This window comes from Streptomyces bambusae (assembly GCF_020532645.1).
Classification (GTDB): domain Bacteria; phylum Actinomycetota; class Actinomycetes; order Streptomycetales; family Streptomycetaceae; genus Streptomyces; species Streptomyces bambusae.
In genome coordinates this window covers 1-19,560 of record NZ_JAJAUZ010000002.1, presented here as the reverse complement: position 1 = coordinate 19,560, position 19,560 = coordinate 1, and the positions used below count along the sequence as shown (strand labels likewise).

At 73.9% G+C, this 19,560-nt stretch carries 11 protein-coding genes and 1 pseudogene; 4 read left to right on the top strand and 8 right to left on the bottom strand.

Annotated features, from left to right (window positions below; genetic code table 11):
- Positions 1-42: 42 nt before the first annotated feature.
- The 5 genes from LG634_RS01550 to LG634_RS37700 all read right to left on the bottom strand — a co-directional run bounded on the left by LG634_RS01550 (position 43) and on the right by LG634_RS37700 (position 11,871).
- The gene (locus LG634_RS01550) at positions 43-1,896 is read right to left on the bottom strand and encodes a non-ribosomal peptide synthetase (protein ID WP_226731717.1); all 1,854 of its coding nucleotides are present in this window, start codon (positions 1,894-1,896) and stop codon (positions 43-45) included.
- A gap of 5 nt (positions 1,897-1,901) precedes the next feature.
- Positions 1,902-2,936 carry a TauD/TfdA family dioxygenase gene (locus LG634_RS01545; RefSeq protein WP_226731716.1) on the bottom strand — a complete coding sequence of 345 codons (1,035 nt, stop codon included), beginning with the start codon at positions 2,934-2,936 and terminating at the stop codon, positions 1,902-1,904.
- Positions 2,937-3,053: 117 nt separating this feature from the next.
- The gene (locus LG634_RS01540; RefSeq protein ID WP_226731715.1) at positions 3,054-3,839 is read right to left on the bottom strand and encodes a thioesterase II family protein; all 786 of its coding nucleotides are present in this window, start codon (positions 3,837-3,839) and stop codon (positions 3,054-3,056) included.
- Complete coding sequence (locus tag LG634_RS01535) at positions 3,836-10,306, bottom strand: non-ribosomal peptide synthetase (protein ID WP_226731714.1); 6,471 nt, start codon at positions 10,304-10,306, stop codon at positions 3,836-3,838. Before LG634_RS01535 ends, LG634_RS01540 begins: the two co-directional genes overlap by 4 nt.
- 134 nt (positions 10,307-10,440) lie before the next feature.
- Positions 10,441-11,871 carry a helix-turn-helix domain-containing protein gene (locus LG634_RS37700; RefSeq protein ID WP_264202598.1) on the bottom strand — a complete coding sequence of 477 codons (1,431 nt, stop codon included), beginning with the start codon at positions 11,869-11,871 and terminating at the stop codon, positions 10,441-10,443.
- Between the two features lie 392 nt (positions 11,872-12,263).
- On the opposite strand from LG634_RS37700, the gene LG634_RS01525 reads away from it, so the two are divergent.
- Entirely contained in the window at positions 12,264-12,485 is a 222-nt protein-coding gene (locus LG634_RS01525; RefSeq protein ID WP_226731713.1) for a hypothetical protein, read from the top strand.
- Between the two features lie 53 nt (positions 12,486-12,538).
- Here the strand turns inward: LG634_RS01525 and LG634_RS01520 are convergent, their stop codons facing one another.
- The gene (locus LG634_RS01520; RefSeq protein ID WP_443728998.1) at positions 12,539-15,943 is read right to left on the bottom strand and encodes an AfsR/SARP family transcriptional regulator; all 3,405 of its coding nucleotides are present in this window, start codon (positions 15,941-15,943) and stop codon (positions 12,539-12,541) included.
- A gap of 248 nt (positions 15,944-16,191) precedes the next feature.
- On the opposite strand from LG634_RS01520, the gene LG634_RS01515 reads away from it, so the two are divergent.
- Entirely contained in the window at positions 16,192-16,590 is a 399-nt protein-coding gene (locus LG634_RS01515) for a nuclear transport factor 2 family protein (RefSeq protein ID WP_226731712.1), read from the top strand.
- Positions 16,591-16,605: 15 nt separating this feature from the next.
- Here the strand turns inward: LG634_RS01515 and LG634_RS01510 are convergent, their stop codons facing one another.
- Together LG634_RS01510 and LG634_RS01505 are read right to left on the bottom strand one after the other, a co-directional pair.
- Complete coding sequence (locus tag LG634_RS01510; RefSeq protein ID WP_372482358.1) at positions 16,606-17,874, bottom strand: YncE family protein; 1,269 nt, start codon at positions 17,872-17,874, stop codon at positions 16,606-16,608.
- 89 nt (positions 17,875-17,963) lie between these two features.
- Positions 17,964-18,587: a TetR/AcrR family transcriptional regulator gene (locus LG634_RS01505; RefSeq protein ID WP_226731711.1), complete on the bottom strand. Its 624-nt coding sequence runs from the start codon at positions 18,585-18,587 to the stop codon at positions 17,964-17,966.
- A 139-nt stretch (positions 18,588-18,726) separates the two neighbouring features.
- Here LG634_RS01505 and LG634_RS01500 point away from each other — a divergent pair, with 139 nt between their 5' ends.
- Positions 18,727-19,119 (top strand): cell division protein SepF, encoded by a 393-nt coding sequence (locus LG634_RS01500; protein WP_226731710.1) that lies wholly within the window; start codon positions 18,727-18,729, stop codon positions 19,117-19,119.
- Between the two features lie 56 nt (positions 19,120-19,175).
- Positions 19,176-19,560: pseudogene (locus tag LG634_RS01495) on the top strand (hypothetical protein); the annotation flags it as partial.

Here is a 19,560-nt window from a genome sequence, read left to right as displayed (position 1 = left end):
TCCTCAGGGTGGGCGGGACGGGAGGGGGAGGGGCGGGACGGGCTACGCGTCCCGGGCGGCGAGCAGTTCCTCGATGTGCGCGGCGAGGTCCCGCAGCCGCGGGTGGGCGTAGACGGCCTTCACGGGCAGGGCCACGGACAGTTCGTTCCGCACCCGCGACACCAGCTTGATAGCGAGCAGCGAGTGCCCGCCGAGCTTGAAGAAGTTGTCCTCGGGGCCGATCCGCTCGGCGCCGAGCACGGTGGCCCACACCCCGCCGATCAGCTGCTCCACCGCACCGGTCAGGGCACCGGCACCGGTCTGACCGGCCGGTGCGGCGGCCGGCAGCGGGGCGGGCGCGGGCAGCGCCGCCCGGTCCAGCTTGCCGTTCGGGGTGGTCGGGAACCGGTCCACCGCGGTGAACGCCGCCGGCACCATGTAGCCGGGCAGCTCCGCCGCCAGCAGCTCCCGCAGCCGGCCCGCGTCGACCTGCTTACCGGCGGCAGGGCGGTAGTACGCGGCGAGTCCGGGCGCGCCGCCCAGGTCCTCCCGTACCGTCACGGCGGCCTCGGCGATCCCGTCGATCCACGCCAACGCGGCCTCGATCTCCGGAAGTTCGATCCGGTGACCGCGGAGCTTGACCTGACCGTCGGCGCGGCCCAGGTACTCCAGCCGCCCGTCCGCCAGCAGCCGGCACAGGTCGCCGGTGCGGTACATCCGGCCGCCCCGCCCGCCGGCGAGGTCCGGCACGAACCGCTCCGCCGTCAGCCCGGCGCGCCGCCGGTAGCCGCGCGCCACCCGCGGACCCGCGAGGTACAGCTCGCCGGTGCCGCCGGGCCCGACCTCCTGCAGCTTCTCGTCCAGCAGCCGCATCCGCAGCCCCGGCAGGACCGCCCCGATGTGCGGCTGCCCCGGGCCCTCGATCCACCCGGCCGTCGAGTCGACCGTGCACTCGGTGGGCCCGTACACGTTGACCGCGCGCAGCACACCGGCCGCGCTGCGCTCCGCGATCCGCGCCCACAGCGACGGGCTGACCGCCTCGCCGCCGACCAGCAGGGTCAGCGGGCGGGGGCCGCCGTCCGCGGTGAGCAGGTCCAGCAGCGGATCGGCGTGCGAGGGCGTGATGTCCAGGTCCGTGAGCGCCTGCTCGTCGACGAACGCGGCCAGCAGTGCCGGGTCCTGCCGGGTGTCCTCGTCGATCATCACGATCGTGTCGCCGCGGCAGATGCGCACCCACTGCTGCACCGAGGCGTCGAAGGACGGGGAGGCGTTCCAGCCCACCCGGCCGCCGTCGGTGACGGCGATCCCGGCGCCCTCCAGCTCTGCGAGCAGCCGGGCGGCCGCGTCCCGGCCGATCTCCACGCCCTTGGGGCGGCCGGTGGAGCCCGAGGTGTAGATCACGTACGCGAGCGAGTCCCCGGGCACCGGCACCGGACGGAACTCCGCCGGCTCCGTGCCCGGCGCGGTGAGTGCGGCCACCGGCAGGTGCGGCACGCCCGCGGCGAGCGGCTCCGCACCGGCCCCGGCCGTGACCACCAGGTCGGCGCCGGAGTCCTCGACGAGGTAGCGGCGGCGCTCGGCGGGCAGCTTCGGGTCGACCGGCAGGTACGCGGCACCCGCGGTCAGGGTGCCGAGCAGCGCGGCCACCAGGTCCGCGCCGCGCGGCAGGCACAGTGCGACCACGCTCTCCGGGCCGACACCGTGCGCGGCGAGGCGGGCGGCGATCGCGGCGGCCTCGCCGCGCAGCCCGTCGAAGCTCAGGCACCGGTCGGCGGCCACCACGGCGGGCCGGTCGCCGGGGACCTGCGCGAGCCGGGCGAGCAGGTCGGCGGGGGCGGCGTCGGCGGCGGTGACGCGGACGGCGGTGACGCGGGCGCCGGTCGGGGCGGTGGCGCGCTCGGGCAGGACGGCGGTCATGTGGGTCACTCCCCGTGGCGGGTGGTCGAAGGGGCGGTCTCGGGACGGCAGTCGGCCAGCGCGACCGGCTCGCCCATGGCGACGAGGATCTTCCGGTCCCCGGCGTAGGCCTCGCGGCCGTGCGCGCACAGGATGTTGTCGACGAGCATCACGTCGCCCACCTGCCAGGTCTCGCGGACCGTGACCCGGTCGTACACCTCGTTGACGGTGTCGACCTCGGCGTCGGTCAGCGAAGTCCCGTCGCCCAGATAGGTGTTGAACGGAAGGCCGTCCGCGCCGTAGGTGTCGAGCAGCACCTCGCGGACGTCCTCGTCGAGGGTCCGGCTGTTCCAGAACGCGAAGTGGTTGAACCACACCTTCTCGCCGGTCACCGGGTGCGTGACGATCGCCGACCGGCGCTGTTCGGTGCGCATCGAGTCGTCGTCCAGCCACGTGTAACCCACCGTGTTCTCCCGGCAGTACGCCTCCGCGACCGCCTTGTCCTCGGTGGCGAACGTCTTGTACCAGGGCAGCCCGGCCAGCTCCGAGTAGTTGCGCACGAGCAGCCAGCCGGCCCGGGCGAACCGCTCGGCCAGGTCCGCCGGCAGCAGCCGCAGCGCCTCGCGCATGTCGCCGACCGTGGTCGCGCCGCCCTCCGCGGGGGCCGTCACGCAGCCGAACAGCAGCACGCCGGGGAAGTCGAGGGTGTAGCTGTTCTCGTTGTGCAGCCGGATCGGCTGGACGGCCGGCAGGTCGGTGGAGGAGAACACGCCCTCGCCGAAGTCGGTGCGGGGGGTGGCCTTCTCCTTGTACCCGGCCCGCTCCTGGATCAGGGCGTCCCGGGCGGTGGCGAAGGAGGCGGCGTCGGTCACCGGCATGCCGCGCAGCAGGACGGCGCCGGACCGGTGCAACTCGGCCTGGATGGCGGCACGGTGCGTGCTCAGCCAGGCGGCGGCCTCGGCCATCGAGCCGAACTCCGGCGTGTGCACGACGACGGGCTTCCCGGGCTCGCGCACCGGGACGATCCCGGTCGCGGTGGAGGCGTCGGCAAAGGTGGTCATGGGTGCTTCCTCGGATTCTGAAGTCTGGAAGATCGGTGCGATCAGGGCGATCGAGGCGATGGGGGCGGCCCCCGCGGCCGGGGGAGGTGCCGCGGCCCGGGGAGGCGCCGCAGTCGGTCAGCGCGCGCCGGCGGCGGCCGGGGCGGCGGCCTCCAGCACCGGGTTCACCAGGGCGAAGAAGGCCGGCAGCTGCTGCTGGAAGTAGAAGTGGCCGCCGGGCAGCACCTGCCGGGTGAAGCCGTGGTCGGTCACCTCGGACCAGTGGTGGAGGTTCTCGGCCGGGGCCACCGGGTCGGCGTCGCCGCCGATCACCGTCACCGGGCAGGCCACCCGCACCCCGCGGTCGGCGCAGCAGTACACGTCGTCGATGGCGAAGTCCGCGCGGATCGACGGCAGCACGATCTCGCGCAGCTCCGGCTCGTCGAGGATGCCGTCGTCGGTGCCGCCGCGCTCCTTGATCGCCGCCACCAGGGCGTCGTCGTCGAGGAGCTCGGGGTGCACGGCGCACGGGTTCGCCAGGAACGGCGCCCGGCACGCGGAGGCGATCAGCGCCCGCGGGGTCCGGCCGGCGGCCTGGAGGGCGCGGACCACCTCGAAGGCGACCAGCGAGCCCATGCTGTGGCCGAGCACCACCAGCTCGCCCGCATCGGCGGGCAGCGCCGCCACGACCGGGCCGGCCAGGTCGTCCACCGACTCCGGCAGCGGCTCCGAGAACCGGGCGCCGCGCCCGGGGTACTGGCCGATCAGCAGCCGGACGTCGGCCGGCAGGTGCTCGCGCCACTCGGCGTAGGCGTGGGCGTTGCCCCCGGCGTGCGGGAGCACCAGCAGCGACAGGCGGTGCGGGGCGGTACCCGGCAGGTCCCAGACGACGTCTTCGGGCGCGGGGTGCGGGGTGTGGGTCACGAGTCTCTCCGATCGGTGTGGGTGCGGCGGCGCAGGGCGGGCCGGGCGCGTTTGGCCGGGGCCGCCCCGCGCTCCGCGAGGTGCGCGGCGAGGGCGGCGGGGGTGGGGTGCTGGAAGACGTCCCGGGTGGTCAGCCGGGTGTCGAGGGTGGTGCCGATCCGGCCGGTCAGCCGGGAGGCGAGCAGGGAGTGCCCGCCGAGGTCGAAGAAGTTGTCGTCGATGGTCGGAGTCCGGCAGCCGGCGCCGAGCACCTCGGCGAACAGGGCGCAGAGGGTCTCCTCCACCGGGGTGCGCGGGGCGCGGCCGTCGGCCACACCGACGGCGGGGGCGGGCAGCGCCCGCTTGTCGATCTTCCCGTTCGCGGTGAACGGCATCCGCTCCAGGACCACGACCTGCGCGGGGACCATGTGGTCCGGCAGCACCCGGCGCAGCCGCTCCCGCAGCGCGGCCGGCGTGGTGGCGCCGTCGCCGTCCGCTCCGTCGCCCTGCTCCGGGACGACGTACCCCACCAGCCGCTTCTGCCCCGGCACGTCCTCGCGCACCTGGACGGTGGCCTGTGCGACCCCGGTGCAGCCGAGCAGCGCCGCCTCCACCTCGCCGGGCTCGACGCGGAACCCGCGGATCTTCACCTGCTGGTCGGCGCGCCCCACGTACTCCAGCTCGCCGCCGATCCGCCGCCGTACCAGATCCCCGGTGCGGTAGAGGCGGGTGCCGGGGGGTCCGTAGGGGTTTGGGATGAAGTGGGTTGCGGTGGTGGTGGGTTGGTGGTGGTAGCCGTGGGCGAGGCCGTGTCCGGTGAGGTAGAGCTCGCCGGTGGTTCCGGGGGGTGTGGGGTTGAGGTGGGTGTCGAGGATGTAGGTGTGTTTGTTGGTGAGGGGGGTGCCGATGGGGTGGGTGGTGGGTGGTGTGGTGGTGGGTTGGATGGTGTGGGTGGTGGTGAAGCCCATGGATTCGGCGGGGCCGTAGCCGTTGGTGATGGTGAGGTGGGGGTGGTGTTGGTGGAGTTTGTGGGTGTGGGTGGGGCTGGCGGGTTCGCCGCCGGTGTAGGTGGTGTGGGTGGTGGTGAAGGTGTGGGGGTGTTCGTCGGTGAGGTGGTTGAAGAGGGTGGAGGAGAGTTGGAGCATGGTCACCGAGTGGCGGGTGGTGAGTTCGGTGATGTGGGTGGGTTCGGGGCGTTGTCCGGGTTGGAGGATGGTGGTGCCGCCGTGGAGGAGGGCGCCCCAGTATTCGAGGCTGAAGGCGTCCCAGGAGACGGGTGAGCATTGGAGGAAGGTTTCGGTGGGTCCGAAGGTGCAGTAGGTCTGGGCGGTGAGGGTGGAGATGAGGTTGCGGTGGGAGGAGAGGATGCCCTTGGGGCGTCCGGTCGATCCCGACGTGAACATCACGCACGCCACGTCGTCCCCGGTCAGCACGGTGGCGAGGTCGCGCGCCGGCCGCCCCGCGATGTGCACGGCCTCTTCGTCCACGCGGACCGTCCGCCACGGCCCGCTCAGCCGCGCCCCCTGGCCGGCGTCCGTGACGAGCATGGTGACGGCGGCGTCCAGCGCCGTGTTCTGCAGCCGCTCGTCCGGGAATTCTGGATCCAGGAGGGCGTATCCGGCGCCGGTTTTGATCACGGCGAGGATGGCGACGGCGAACTCGATGCCGCGCTCGATCAGTACGCCCGCGATGTCCCCGCGCCGCAGTCCCGCCGCGGCCAGATGGTGGGCGAGCCGGTTGGCGCGCTCGTTCAGCTCCCTGTATCCGACGGTCTTCTCCTCGAAGACCACCGCCGGATGCTCCGGCCGGATCCGCGCCTGTTCCTCGAACAGGGCGGCCAGCGAACGGTCTTCGATCTCCACCGACGTGCCGGACCACTCCTCCAGCACCAGCCGCCGCTCCACCGCATCCAGCAACTCCAGCTCGCCGAGCGTCAGTCCGGGATCGGCGACCGCCTGCTCCAGCGTCCGCCGCAGCATCGCGGCCATCCGCTCCACGCTCGACCGGTCGAACAGGTCCGCCGCGTACACCACGGCACCCGACAGCCCCTCCGCCTCGCTCCCCGACAGCAGGAACTCCAGGTCGAACTTGGCCGAACCGTTGGACACCGGCGCCGTCCGCAGCGTCCGTACGCCCGCCAGCTCCAGCCCCGCCGGCGCCCCCGCCTCCAGTGCCAGGCACACCTGGAACAGCGGATGCCGCGCCAGCGACCGCTGCGGGTTCACCGCCTCCAGCACCAGGTCGAACGGGCTCTCCTGATGCGCGTACGCATCCAGGTCCGCCGCCCGCACCCGGCCCAGCAGCTCCCGGAAGCTCGGGTTCTGCGAGGTGTCCGTGCGCAGCACCACCGTGTTCACGAAGAAGCCCACCAGGCCCGCCAGGCCCTCGTCACTTCGCCCCGCCACCGGCGCGCCGATCGGCAGGTCCGTGCCGGCCCCCAGCCGGGTCAGCAGCGCCGCCAGCGCCGCGTGCACCACCATGAACGGCGTGCACCGCTCCGCGCGGGCCAGCTCCGCGATCCGCCCGTACAGCTCCGGCCCGAAGTCCACCGGCACCGCACCACCGCGGTGCGAAGCCACCGCCGGCCGCGGCCGGTCCAGCGTCAGCCCCAGCTCCTCCGGCAGCCCCGCCAGCGCGGACCGCCAGTGCGCCAGGTCCTGCGCGAGGAGGCTCTCCGGGTCGGCCGCGTCCCCCAGCGCCCGGCGCTGCCACTGCGCGAAGTCGGCGTACCGCAGGGGCAGTTCGGCCGGCCACTGCGGTTCCGCGCCGGCCAGCCGGGCCGCGTACGCGGTGGCCAGGTCCCCGAACAGCGGCCGCAGCGACTGCCCGTCCGTCGCGATGTGGTGCAGCACGACCAGCAGCTCGTACGCGTCCTCGCCGGTCTGGAACAGGGTCACCCGCAGCGGGCACTCGGACCCCAGGTCGAACGCGTACCCGGCCGCCGCCGTCCGCTCCGCGTCCAGCCCCCCCGGTGCGACCATCCGGTGCTCGAACGACAGCCGCTCCGGACCCGCCGTCAGCACCCGCTGCCGCGGCTCGCCGTCCACCCGTACGAACACCGTGCGCAGCGGCTCGTGCCGGGCCACCACGTCCGCGAAGGCCGCCCGCAGTGCCACCACGTCAAGCCGGCCCGACAGCCGCACCGACATCGGCACGTTGTACGCCGTCCCGCCCGCCCCGTCCTGTTGCATGTCCGCGACCAGCCACAGCCGCTGCTGCGCGAACGACAGCGGCGGCAGCTCGCAGCTGCGGGCGGACGCCGCCAGCGGAGGCAGCGCGCGGCGCCCCGCGCGGACCCCCAGGTGCTCGGCGAGCAGGGCCGGGGTGGGGGACTGGAAGATGTCGCGGACCGTCAGCCGGGTGCTGAGCGCGGCGCCGATCCGGCTGGTCAGCCGGGCCGCCAGCATCGAATGCCCGCCGAGGTCGAAGAAGTTGTCGTCGATGGTCAGCGGCGCCGGCGCGGCCAGCATCTCCGTGAACAGCCCGCAGAGGATCTCCTCCAGCGGGGTGCGCGGCGCGCGGCCGTCGACGGTGCCGATCACCGGCGCGGGCAGCGCCCGCTTGTCGATCTTGCCGTTGGCGGTGAACGGGATCCGGTCGAGCACGGTCACGAACGACGGGACCATGTGGTCCGGCAGCAGGGTCCGCAGCCAGGTCCGGATCTCCTGCGGACCCGGCGCCCCGCCCCCGGCCCCGCTCTCGGCGGTGACGTACGCGATGAGCTGCGGGATGCCGTGCCGGTCCGGGTGGGTGGTGACCGCCGCCTGCGCGATCCGCGGGTGCGTGGTGAGCGTGGTCTCGATCTCGGTCGGCTCGACGCGGAAGCCGCGGATCTTGATCTGGGCGTCGGTGCGGCCCGCGTAGTGCAGCCGGCCGTCGGCGTCCCAGTACGCCCGGTCTCCGGTGCGGTAGAGGCGGGTGCCGGGGGGTCCGTAGGGGTTTGGGATGAAGTGGGTTGCGGTGGTGGTGGGTTGGTGGTGGTAGCCGTGGGCGAGGCCGTGTCCGGTGAGGTAGAGCTCGCCGGTGGTTCCGGGGGGTGTGGGGTTGAGGTGGGTGTCGAGGATGTAGGTGTGTTTGTTGGTGAGGGGGGTGCCGATGGGGTGGGTGGTGGGTGGTGTGGTGGTGGGTTGGATGGTGTGGGTGGTGGTGAAGCCCATGGATTCGGCGGGGCCGTAGCCGTTGGTGATGGTGAGGTGGGGGTGGTGTTGGTGGAGTTTGTGGGTGTGGGTGGGGCTGGCGGGTTCGCCGCCGGTGTAGGTGGTGTGGGTGGTGGTGAAGGTGTGGGGGTGTTCGTCGGTGAGGTGGTTGAAGAGGGTGGAGGAGAGTTGGAGCATGGTCACCGAGTGGCGGGTGGTGAGTTCGGTGATGTGGGTGGGTTCGGGGCGTTGTCCGGGTTGGAGGATGGTGGTGCCGCCGTGGAGGAGGGCGCCCCAGTATTCGAGGCTGAAGGCGTCCCAGGAGACGGGTGAGCATTGGAGGAAGGTTTCGGTGGGTCCGAAGGTGCAGTAGGTCTGGGCGGTGAGGGTGGAGATGAGGTTGCGGTGGGAGGAGAGGATGCCCTTGGGGCGTCCGGTCGATCCCGACGTGAACATCACGCACGCCACGTCGTCCCCGGTCAGCACGGTGGCGAGGTCGCGCGCCGGCCGCCCCGCGATGTGCACGGCCTCTTCGTCCACGCGGACCGTCCGCCACGGCCCGCTCAGCCGCGCCCCCTGGCCGGCGTCCGTGACGAGCATGGTGACGGCGGCGTCCAGCGCCGTGTTCTGCAGCCGCTCGTCCGGGAATTCTGGATCCAGGAGGGCGTATCCGGCGCCGGTTTTGATCACGGCGAGGATGGCGACGGCGAACTCGATGCCGCGCTCGATCAGTACGCCCGCGATGTCCCCGCGCCGCAGTCCCGCCGCGGCCAGATGGTGGGCGAGCCGGTTGGCGCGCTCGTTCAGCTCCCTGTATCCGACGGTCTTCTCCTCGAAGACCACCGCCGGATGCTCCGGCCGGATCCGCGCCTGTTCCTCGAACAGGGCGGCCAGCGAACGGTCTTCGATCTCCACCGACGTGCCGGACCACTCCTCCAGCACCAGCCGCCGCTCCACCGCATCCAGCAATCCGATGTCCCGGAGGGCGAGTTCGGGCGAGCCGAGCGCCTCGTCGACGAACTGCAGGAACCGGTCCTGGTGCCCCGCGACCGCCTCGACGTCACACACCTCCGGCGCGGCGTCGAAGTCGATCCGCAGACCCGTCCGCGGACCCAGGTCGTACACCCCGATCGCCAGGTCCTCCACCGGCCCGTTGCTCAGGTTGTGCGCCAGCGTCGGCAGCCCACCGAACGCCAGGTCCGGGGCGAAGGCCATGATGTTGACCAGCGGCGCGGTCAGCCGCCGCTCACCGTCGGCGAGCCCCAGGTCACGGCACATGTCCTCGTACCGGGTGCGCTGGTGCGCCAGGCCGTGCCGGGTCTCCGCCACCACTGCCCGCACCAGCCCGCCCAGCGTGTCGCCGGGCGCGACCCGCACCCGCAGCGGCACCACGTTCGACGACATCCCCGGCGTCCGGCGGGTCAGATCCGTGGTCCGCCCGGTCACCGGCAGCCCCAGCAGCAGCTCGGTCCGCCCGCTGATCCGGTGCACGTACCCCGCGACCAGCGCCACCATCAGCATCGACCAGCGCGTCCGGTACCCGCGGGCCGCGGCCCGCAGCCGCTCGGTCCGCTCCGGGTCCAGCACGGCCGTACGCCGTACGAACGGCAGCGCCGGCCCGTCGGCCGCCGCGACCGGGGTACGGCCCTCGGCGATCCGCGGGGTCTCCGGGACACCCGCCAGGTGCTCGGCCCAGTGCAGACGGTCCGCCGCCGCCTCGTCCGACGCCCGGTGCGCGGCGTCCTCGTCGAGCAGCTCCGGCAGCGTCCCGAACGGCGACGGCCCCCACGGCTCGTCCGCCAGCGCCCGCTCGTACAGCTCGGCCAGCCGCCGGTCCAGCAGCGCCGAGCCCATGCCGTCGAGCACCAGGTGGTGGTAGCTCTTCACGTAGCAGAAGTGCTCGTCGCCGAGCTTGAGCAGCGCATGCCGCGACAGCGGCCCCGCCGCCAGGTCGAACGGTGCGGCCACCGCCGCCTCGGCCCACGCGCGGGCCCGGGCCGGCGGATCCCCCGCGCCGGTCAGGTCCACGCACTCCAGCCGCCGGTCACCCGGCCCGTCCGCCAGCAACTGCCATACGCCGTCCTCGTCGCACTCCGTTCCCCGTACGCGCAGCGCGTCCGCCTCGCGGACCAGTTGCAGCCAGGCCGCCGCGAACCGCTCCGGATCCACCGCGCCGCGGATCTCCTGGTACTCGCCGATGTTGTACCGGCAGCCCGTCGGGTCGAGGTCGTGGGCCATCCAGATGTCGCGCTGCGCCGCCGACAGCGGCAGCCGGACGACGGACGGGCCGGGGGCGGTACCAGGACCGGATGCCTGCGACGTCTGAGACGCCTGAGACGTCAGGGAGGCCATGGAAGCTCCTTGTGTGATCACGGTGGGTGCGGGGCCGGCCGTCTCCGGGGCGTTCCGCGCACCATCCGGCCGATGTCATCCAAACCCGGGTGCCGTGCCCCGGGCGGCAGTTGTTCCGGCACTACGGCAGCAGCTCAGTGCCCGGCGGCAGCCAGGGCGGCGGGCGGGGCACCCTCGGCGCTCCGGTGGAAGGCACGGACCAGGTGCAGCACCCGGAAACGGGACCGGCCCGCCTCGTGCCCGGCCCGGATCACCCCGGCTATGAGCAGGTCGCGCACCATCCGCCCGGACTCCGGCAGGCCGCGTCCGGTCAGCGCCACGATCTCGTCCAGCCCGAACCCGTCGCCGGACCCGTTGCCGCATCCGTCGCCCCTTCCGTCGCCGGACCCGTCCGCCCCGGCCCCGTCCCCGGGCGCGGTGCACAGGTCCGCGAGCAGGGCCCGCTGCCCGTCGGTGAGCCGGCGCAGCCCGCGCTGCAGCCCCTCCCGGAAGCGCCGTCCGCCGTCACCCCCCGCCAGGTGGTCCAGCAGCGCGGCCGGATCGGCGTCCACGGACCGGCGGAGCGCCGGCAGATCGCACACCGCCAGCCAGGAGGCCGCCGCCGCGAGCGCCACCGGATGCCCGTCCAGCCGCGCGCAGACCCGTACCACGTCGGCGAGTTCACCCCCCGACGGGGCGAACTCCGGCCGCACCCGCCGCGCATGGTCGAGGAACAGTCCTACGGCAGCAGACTCGGCGGCACCCTCCACCGGCACCTCCAACGGGCCCAGCAGGAAAGGCCGTTCACCCGGAAGCCCCCATGGGTGCTCGGAGGTGACCAGCAGCCGCAGCCCCGGGAACTCGCGCAGCAGCCGGGTCAGCCGGTCGCACCGCGGCGCCCGCTCCGGTGCCCCGTCCAGCACCAGCAGCACCGGCCGGTCGCCCACCGGCTGCGCCGGCAGCCGGCCCTCGTCGCCCGGCCCCGCCTCGAACAGGTACGCCACCAGCTCCGCCACGAGCCGCTCCGCCGGGCCTGCGTCCGCCGCGGCGAGATAGTCCCGCGGCGCCCCGGGGAACGCGTGCCACAGCACCGGCAGCCCCGCCGCGTACAGCCGGTTCGCCGCCTCCAGCGCCAGCCGGGTCTTCCCCGCCCCGCTCAGCCCCACCACGTTCACCAGCCGCTCCGACCCCGAGCCCAGCTCCCGCACCAGCACCCCGGCCTCCGCTTCCCGGCCGGTCAGGCCGTGCAGCGCGGTCGGCGGCGCCGGCGGCTCCCCGTCGAAGAGCCCGCCCGCCGCCCCGGCGCACCGCCCCTGCTGGGCGGCCGCCTCCAGCGCGGCACGGGCCCGCGGTCCCAGCCGCAGCGCATCGGCGATCAGCCGGATCGTGTCGGTTCTCGGCCGCCGTGCCTTGCCCTGCTCCAGGTCGCGGATGGCCCGCACGCTGATCGTGGACAGGTCGGCCAGCTCCCGCTGGGTCAGGCCGATGCGCAGCCGGTGCGCCCGTACCAGTGCGCCGAACTGCGCGCTGTCGGCGGCGGTGGACGGCTCCGCGGACGCTGCGGTGACCGGAACGGTGGTGCTCATGTGTGCTCCCGCGAGTCGTGGTGGGGAACCCGGAGGCAGATGCAGGCCGCCGCCCACCCCTCGTGGGAGAGGCAGCAGCCCGGTTCCGCTTCCCATCGTCCGAATCGCGCTATCCGCAGGGCATCCCCCGACCAATGGCCACGGGTTAGCGCCGGTCACGGGCCTTGTGGCGGCCCCACTGCGGCCCGCCGCCCCTACCGCCGCCGGGCGGTTGCGCCATCGCGCCCGGCAGCCCCGCCGCCCCCGCTATCTCCGCCCGAAAACCGGTCCGCGCGGTGATAACGCGGGGATAGGGGTGAAGACGGTGGGGGGATTCCCGGCCTTCCTAAGTTGGTGCCACAGAGAACGAAGCGCACCGCACCGGGGCGCTCACCAGCCGAAGGGACTCTCCGATGAGCCTGGCCAAGGCCTTCCGCACCGCCCTGCTGACCGCCGCCGTCGCCGGTCTGGCCGTCGTGGGCACGCAGGCAGCACAGGCCGACGACGCCACGGCTCCCACCGCCCCCACCCGCGTCACCCAGCCGCTGCCGGGCACCGGCGAGGGCGACGCCGCCGCCCCGCAGGCCGCCACTCCCTCGCCCACCGCGAGCCACAACAACGACCCCTGGGACTGACCGGACGGCGGCCGACAGGCCTCGGAGAGACGCGCGAACGGCGCGCCGTACGCTCACCGCCCGAGCAGCAGCTCCGTCTCGCGGAGCTCCGGCGCCATGTTCCGGTCCCGGAAGGCCTGCGCCGCGCTCTCCAGCAGCTCCCGAGACCGGGCCGCCTCGCCCGACCGGACCAGCAGCCGTCCCAGGTCCAGCCGGACCAGCGCCGCACCGCCCTGGTCCATGATCTGCTCGCGGACCGACAGCGAGCGGTCGTAGAACTCCCGCGCCTGCTCGTCCCGGCCCACGGCCGCCAGCGCCTGCCCCAGGTCCCGCAGCAGATGCCCCTCGCCGATCACGTCACCGCGCCGCCGGCACAGCTCCAGCACCTCGGTGAAGATCGTCACCGCCTGCTCGAACTCGCGCTGCTGCAACAGCAGTTGACCGACCCGCCGCAGCGTCCGGGCCTGCCCGCCGGTGTACCCCACCGAACGGTAGATGCCCAGTGCCTCGTCCAGCTGCGACTGCGCGGTACCGCTCTGGCCCCGCCGCATCCAGATGTGCGAGCTGTGCGTCAGCACGTTCGCCCGCCCCACCGCGTCGCCCGCCCGGTCGAAGTCCTGCAGCGCCAGCCCGTACAGGCCCAGCGCCCGGTCGTCGTCCCCGCGCAGCCGCTCCAGCAGCGCCAGGTCCCGGCGGCACAGTGCCCGCCCGTGCGCATCGCCCAGCTCCGTGAACAGCCCGAGCGCCGTGCCCAACGCCTCCCGGGCCTCGTGATGCTGACTGCGGCTCAGGTGCAGCGAACCCATCGAGCTGAGCAGGGCCGCCGTACCGCGCACGTTGCCCGCCTGCCGGACCGCCGCCAGCGCCTGCTGGTGGGTCTGCTCCCACTGCAGGTGATAGCCGCGCACCTCGAACAGGGTCACCAGGGTCGTCGCCAGGTTCCAGCACAGCTCGTCCATCTGCTCGCGGGCCGCGTGCTCCACCGCCAGGCACAGGTTGGCCTGCTCGCTGTCCAGCCACTCCAGCGGATCGACGAGCAGCTCGTCGACCACGGTACGCGGCGGCTCCCATCGCGGCGCCGAACCGTGGAGCACGGTGAAGTCCCCGCCGTAGATCCGCCGGTGGGCCTGCTCGGCAAGCGCCATCCAGCCGCCCATCATCCGCTCCAGCGCCGCCCGCTGCACCGCCGGCTCGTCGTGCGCGGCCAGCTGCTCGCGCGCGAACACCCGGATGATCTCGTGGAACCGGTACCGGAACCCGCCCGTGGACTCCACCCCGACGACATCCAGCATCTGTACGTCGACCAGCGGCTCCAGCAGGTCCGAAGGGAACGGCCGGTCGTCGTCGAGCAGTGCGCCCGCCAGCCAGCCCGGCAGCGTCGGCCCCTGCGCCAGACTCAGCAGGCGCAGCAACTGGCGCTCCACGAAACCCAGTCCGTCGTGCGTCAGCGACAGGCTCGCCCGCATCGTCATCTCGCCGTGCGTCAGCTCGTCCAGCCGGTGCCGTTCGTTGGCCAGCCGGTGCACCATGGAAGCCAGCGACCAATGCGGCCGCGCTGCCAGCCGCGCCGCGACGATCCGCAGCGCCAGCGGCAGCCCGCCCACCGTGCGGATCAGCGCCTCCGCCGCGATCGGCTCCCGCGCCACCCGATCCGGCCCGATCACCCGGACCAGCAGCTCCAGCGCCCGCTCCGTGCTCAGCACGTCCAGCTCCACCCGGTGCGCACCGGGCAGCCCGGTAATCCGCACCCGGCTCGTCACCAGCACCGCGCAGTTGCGGCTGCCGGGCAGCAGCGGCCGCACCTGGCTCTCCGACGCGGCGTCGTCCAGCACGACGAGCACCCGCCGGGAGGCAAGCAGCGTCCGGTACATCTCGGCGCGCTCGTCCAGCGTCTCCGGGATCACCGGACCGGGAATGCCGAGGGCGCGCAGGAACCGGCCCAGCACCTCGGCGGCCGAGGCGGGGCCGGGCGTGGTACCGCGCAGATCGCAGTACAACTGCCCGTCGGGAAAGCTGCCTTCGCTGATCCGGTGGGCAATGTGGGTGGCCAGCGTGGACTTCCCGGTGCCGGGCTTGCCCACGATCACGGCGAAGCCCACCGCGCGCCGCACCCCGTCACCGAGCAACGCCTGCTCGATGACATCCATCTGCGCCTCGTCGCCGACGAAGTCCGCCGTGTCCGCGGGGAGCTGCCGGGGAACCTCCTCCCGCCAGCCCAGCCCGGGCTCCGCCTCGGGCACACCCCCGCCCGGCTCGCCCGGCCCGCCGCCCGGAGCCCCCGGGCCGGCCGACCGGCCCGGCGTGAGGAGCGCCGTCGTTCCGGGCAGCCCCGTTCCGGGCAGCCCCATGCCGGGAGCGAGGCCCGCGCCCCCGCGCGGTTCAGCGCCGCGCGGCGCTCCGGCCCCCGGGAGGCCCGCGGTCAGGAACCCGGCCGCACCCGGCAGACCCGCCCCGGCCGTCAGACCGGCCCGGCCGCTCCAGGCCGACACGTCGGGAAAGCCGCCGGTCACAGCACCGGAGCCGGTCGTGCCCGGCCCGGCGCCCGGTACCGCGCCCAGGCCGGCGCCCGAGGCGGCGCCCACCCCCGAGCCCAACCCCGCGCCCGGTACCGCACCGAGTCCGGATCCCGACCCGGGGCCGGCCGCCGGCCCGCCGAACGCCGCGGCCCGGACCGCCGTACCGCCGCCGTCCGCGCCGGTCCGTCCGAAGCGGTCGGCCGCGCCCGGTCCGCCCGGCTGTCCCGCGTGCAGCGCCGGATCGCCGGACAGGATCGCCGACTCCAGCTTCCGCAGTTCCTCGCCCGGCTCCAGGCCGAGCTCGTCGACCAGCAGCTCCCGGCCCGCCCGGTACGATTCCAGGGCCTCCGCCTGCCGGCCCGAACGGTACAGCGCCAGCATCAACTGGCCCCGCAGCCGCTCCCGCAGTGCGTGCGCCCGTACCAAGAGCTGTATTTCGGCGACCAGTTGGTGATGCCGGCCCAGGTCCAGTTCCAGCTGGATCCGGGTCTCCACGGCCGTCAGGCGTTCCTCGTCCAGCTGGAGCGCCCGGCTGCGCAGCGACTCGCCGGGCACCCCGCCCAGGCAGTCGCCCTGCCACAACGCCTCGGCGGCCCGCAGTCGTTCCACGGCCTCGGCGGGACGCCCGGCCTTCCCCAGGGCGCGCGCCTCGGCGACCTCGCGGGAGAACAGGGCCGAGTCGACGCTCTCGGGGCCGGTCGTCAGCACGTACCCGGGCGGCCGGGTGGTGATGGCCGCGTCGATGCCGGCGCCGGTGAACAGCTTGCGCAGCCGCGACACGCAGATCTGCACCTGCGTGCGGGCCGTGTCCGGCGGGGTGTCGTCCCAGATCAGGTCCACCAGGGAGTCCGTGCTGACCACCCGGTTCGTCTCCAGCAGCAGGGCGGCGAGGATCGCCTCCTGCCGCCCCGGCGGCACCCGCACCGGTCCGCGTGGTCCGGCCACCTGTAACGGTCCGAGGATGCGGAAGGCGGGCATCTCGGGGGCAGCGTGCACTCCACTGAAGGAATTGGGCATGAGTCTCCCTGCCGGTCGCCCGGGAACTCGGAGCAAGATCGGCTTGGCAGCCTGCCCAAGTGTCGTAGACCTGCAGGGTTCTTGTCCATGGTGTGGATATTTCGTGATGGTGACCGGCGGTGATAGCCCTGCGATAGTTCCGGGTTGGAGGGGCGGAGCACAGTGTCCGAGGCAGCACGAAAGGACACGTATCGGTGAGCAGTCAGCGCAGCGACGGCAGTGGGAACGGCAGGCAGGCGGGCCGCGGACGGCCCTGGGGCGGCATGGTCACGGCCGCCGGCGTGGAGCACGTACGCCTCGCCTACCACTATCTCGACACCGGCGACGTCGACGGGTACGGGTCGCTCCTCGACGAGGACGTGGAGCTCTGCCGTCCGGACGCGCCGCCCGGGCACGGCCGTGACGAGGTGGTCCGGCTCCACCAGGAGGGCCTGGTGCCGCCGGCCCCGCACGCCATCGACCGGATCGTCGCCGAGGGCGACAGCGTGGTCGTGGTGGGCCGGACCGGCGGCGTCGGCTTCGTGGACGTCTTCACCCTCTCGCCCGAGGCGATGCTGCGGGGCTGCCGCCGTTACTACGGGGTCGCGCCGTGAGGGCGGCCCGCGCGGCTACGCGGCGGGCCCGCTCCAGCCGGCCGGTACGTGCCCCAGCCGCACCCGCTGCGGGTGGTCGCCCACCGGCACCGAGGCGGTGGCCCGCCCGGTGGCGAAGTCGATGGCCGTGACCCGGTCGGCGCCGCTCTCCGAGATCACGCAGGACCGCCCGTCGCCGCTGACCGTCGCCCAGTACGGCTTCGACGCCGGCACCAGCGGGCCCTCCAGCAGCGAGGTGCGGTCGACGACGGTCGCGTAGTCGTCCATCGTGCCCGCCACGCACAGCTTCGTGCCGTCCGGGCTCATCGACATCCCGTGGTGCCGCGAGTCGTTGACCCACGTGGTCCGGTCGCTGCTGGTCGCCGGGTTCGCGGGCAGCCTGCGCACCCGGGTGATGCGGTCCGCGGAAACGTCGTACTCCACCACGCCGTTGAAGAAGGACACCTGGAAGTACATCGTCGAGCCGTCGGGCGAGAAGGCGACCGGGCGCACCGCGTCCGACAGGTCGGAGCGGCCGAACGCGTCGAGCCGCTGCCGCATGTCGATCACCTTCACCTGGCGCATCGTCTGCGCGTCGACGACGGTGATGCGCCGGTCGCCCTTCGTCCAGTCCAGCCAGGGTGCGTCGAGGGCGCTCGTGACGTCGCCGATCGACATGTTCCACAGGTACCGGCCGCCGTCGGTGTAGACGTTCTCGTGCGGCTTGTCGCCCGTACCGAACGAGCCCGCGGGCCGGCCGGTGGCGATGTCGAGCACGTGCACCGTGTTGGACGTCGACGCGGAGACCGCGACCCGGGTGCCGTCGGGGGAGACCGCCATGTGGTCGGCGCGGTAACCGGACACCGGGAAGCGCCAGTTGATGCGGCCGGTGGCGAGGTCGATCGACACCACGTCCGCGAAGCTCGGGCGCGACACCACCACCGCGGTGCCGTCCGGCGTGGTGTACATGTCGTCCACGAACTGGTCGTGGCCCTCGCCCGCGGTGGCGCGGATGCCGAGGAAGTAGCCGAGCTTCACGGGATTGAGACGGATCTCGCGCAGCCGCTCCTCCTTGTCGGGTATCACGTTGATCCGCCCGACCTTCTCCAGGCCGCCGGAGGAGGCGAGGACATCGGCGGTGCCCTCCCAGTTGTTGCCGACGAACAGCACCTCGCGCAGCCCGGCCCCGGCGGGCCGGGCCGCGGCGGGGTCGGCGGCCGAGGCGGCGGAGGGGCCGGCGGCGGCGGTCAGGGTGGCCAGCAGGGCGGCGGCCAGTACGGCGAGGCGGCGGCCGGGGCGGCGGATCCGGCGGTGCGCGGTGCGGGCGGAGGTTCCGTTTCCAGCGTTCACAGTCTGCTCCTGAGGGGGAGGAACGAAGACTTACCGCCGGTAACTTAGTGGCCGAGCATCCGGTGGGCCAGAAGCGTGAGGCTGTCGATGATGCGCTGCGGCTCCAGGCCCAGGTGGTGGCGCTGGAAGCGGTAGACCTCCGGCGCGAGCGGGCCGAGCAGGGCATCGGCACAGGCGTCCGGGTCCGGGCTGCCGCTGTCGGCGAGCAGCAGCCGTACGTGGGCCTGCCAGTAGCGGTACGAGCCGCTGGCGAAGCGGGCCGCGCCGGCCTCGGCTCCCAAGGCCAGCGGAAGGTGACGCTCCAGCAGATCGACGGAGGCCGCGTAGAAGGCCGCCAGCCGGTCGGCCGCCGGGGCGCCCGGGCCCAACGGCGGCGGTCCGTAGGCCAGCCGGCCCTGGAGCAGCCGCTCGTGCTCCTCCAGCAGGGCGGCCGCGATGGCCCCTGGATCGGGGAACCGGCGGTAGAGGGTGGCCCGCCCCACCCCGGCCGACCTGGCTATCTGGTCCATCGTGACGGTGTGCGGTTCCTGCTCTGAGAAAAGGTGCTCGGCGGCGGCGAGGATCTGGGCACGGTTGCGCACGGCGTCGGCCCGCGGGCGGCGACGGGGAGTCCGCCGGCCGGCCGCCGGTATCTCGCTCGGCAGCAGCCGCCCCTCACCGTCAGTCATGGCCAAGACCTTACGCGGGGCCAAGGAGCGGGATTCCGCTCGCGCCACCCGCCCGACAGGCCGTGTCGGTGTTGGGCTGAACGGGTGAAACGCGAGAGGATGGGTGGATGCACATGAAGCGTGGGGCCGAGGTGGGCCGGTGAGCAGGTACGACGTCACCGACGAGCAGTGGGAGGGGCTTGCCCAGGTGGTGCCCCTGCGCAGCCGCAACGAATGGCCGTCGAGGGTCGACCACCGCACCATTCCGCGCTCCGGGGAGCTCGCCGCCGAGCAGCGGCGGTTCGTCGTGCTCCGCGTGCAGGTCTTCGCGGACGCACGGGAAGTGGCCGAGTACCTGCTCGCCCAGATCCCGGTGCTGCTCGACCTGACCGGCGCGGACACCGAGGTGGCCAAGCGGATCCTGGACTTCAGCAGCGGCGTGGTCTTCGGTCTCGGCAGCGGCATGCACCGCGTGGACCGCAACGTCTTCCTCCTCGCCCCGGCCGGCACCGAGGTCGAAGGCATCGCCGCAGCAGCCGTCCCCCGATCGTAGGAAGCCCCGGGGGACGGAACGGTTCACCGAACCGGGGGGTGCGTACCGTCCGCCCCATGACCACCCCCCACCCCACCCCTTCCCCGACCACCCACACGCCGCCCCCGGCGGTCACCCGCACCGGCGCCGCACTCACCGACGCCGTACCGGCCGTCCCCCACACCGGGTCCGTGCCTGACGGAGCCGCACGGGTCGCGGTCCCGGCGGCCGCGCCCACCGACGCCGTTCCGGCCGTGTCCGCCCACGCCGTCCCGGCCGCGCCCACCGACGCCGTACGCGGCACTGCGCACACCGTGTCCGTACCGGCGCAGTCGCCGGCCCCCGCCGGGCCCGCGGCAGCGCCCGCGCGGGTCCCGCTCCCGTCGCGTGCCGGAGGGCCGTCCGTCGCGACGGAGGACCGTCAGCCGTGGACCGGTGGCCGCCCGGTGCCCGGGCCGGCGG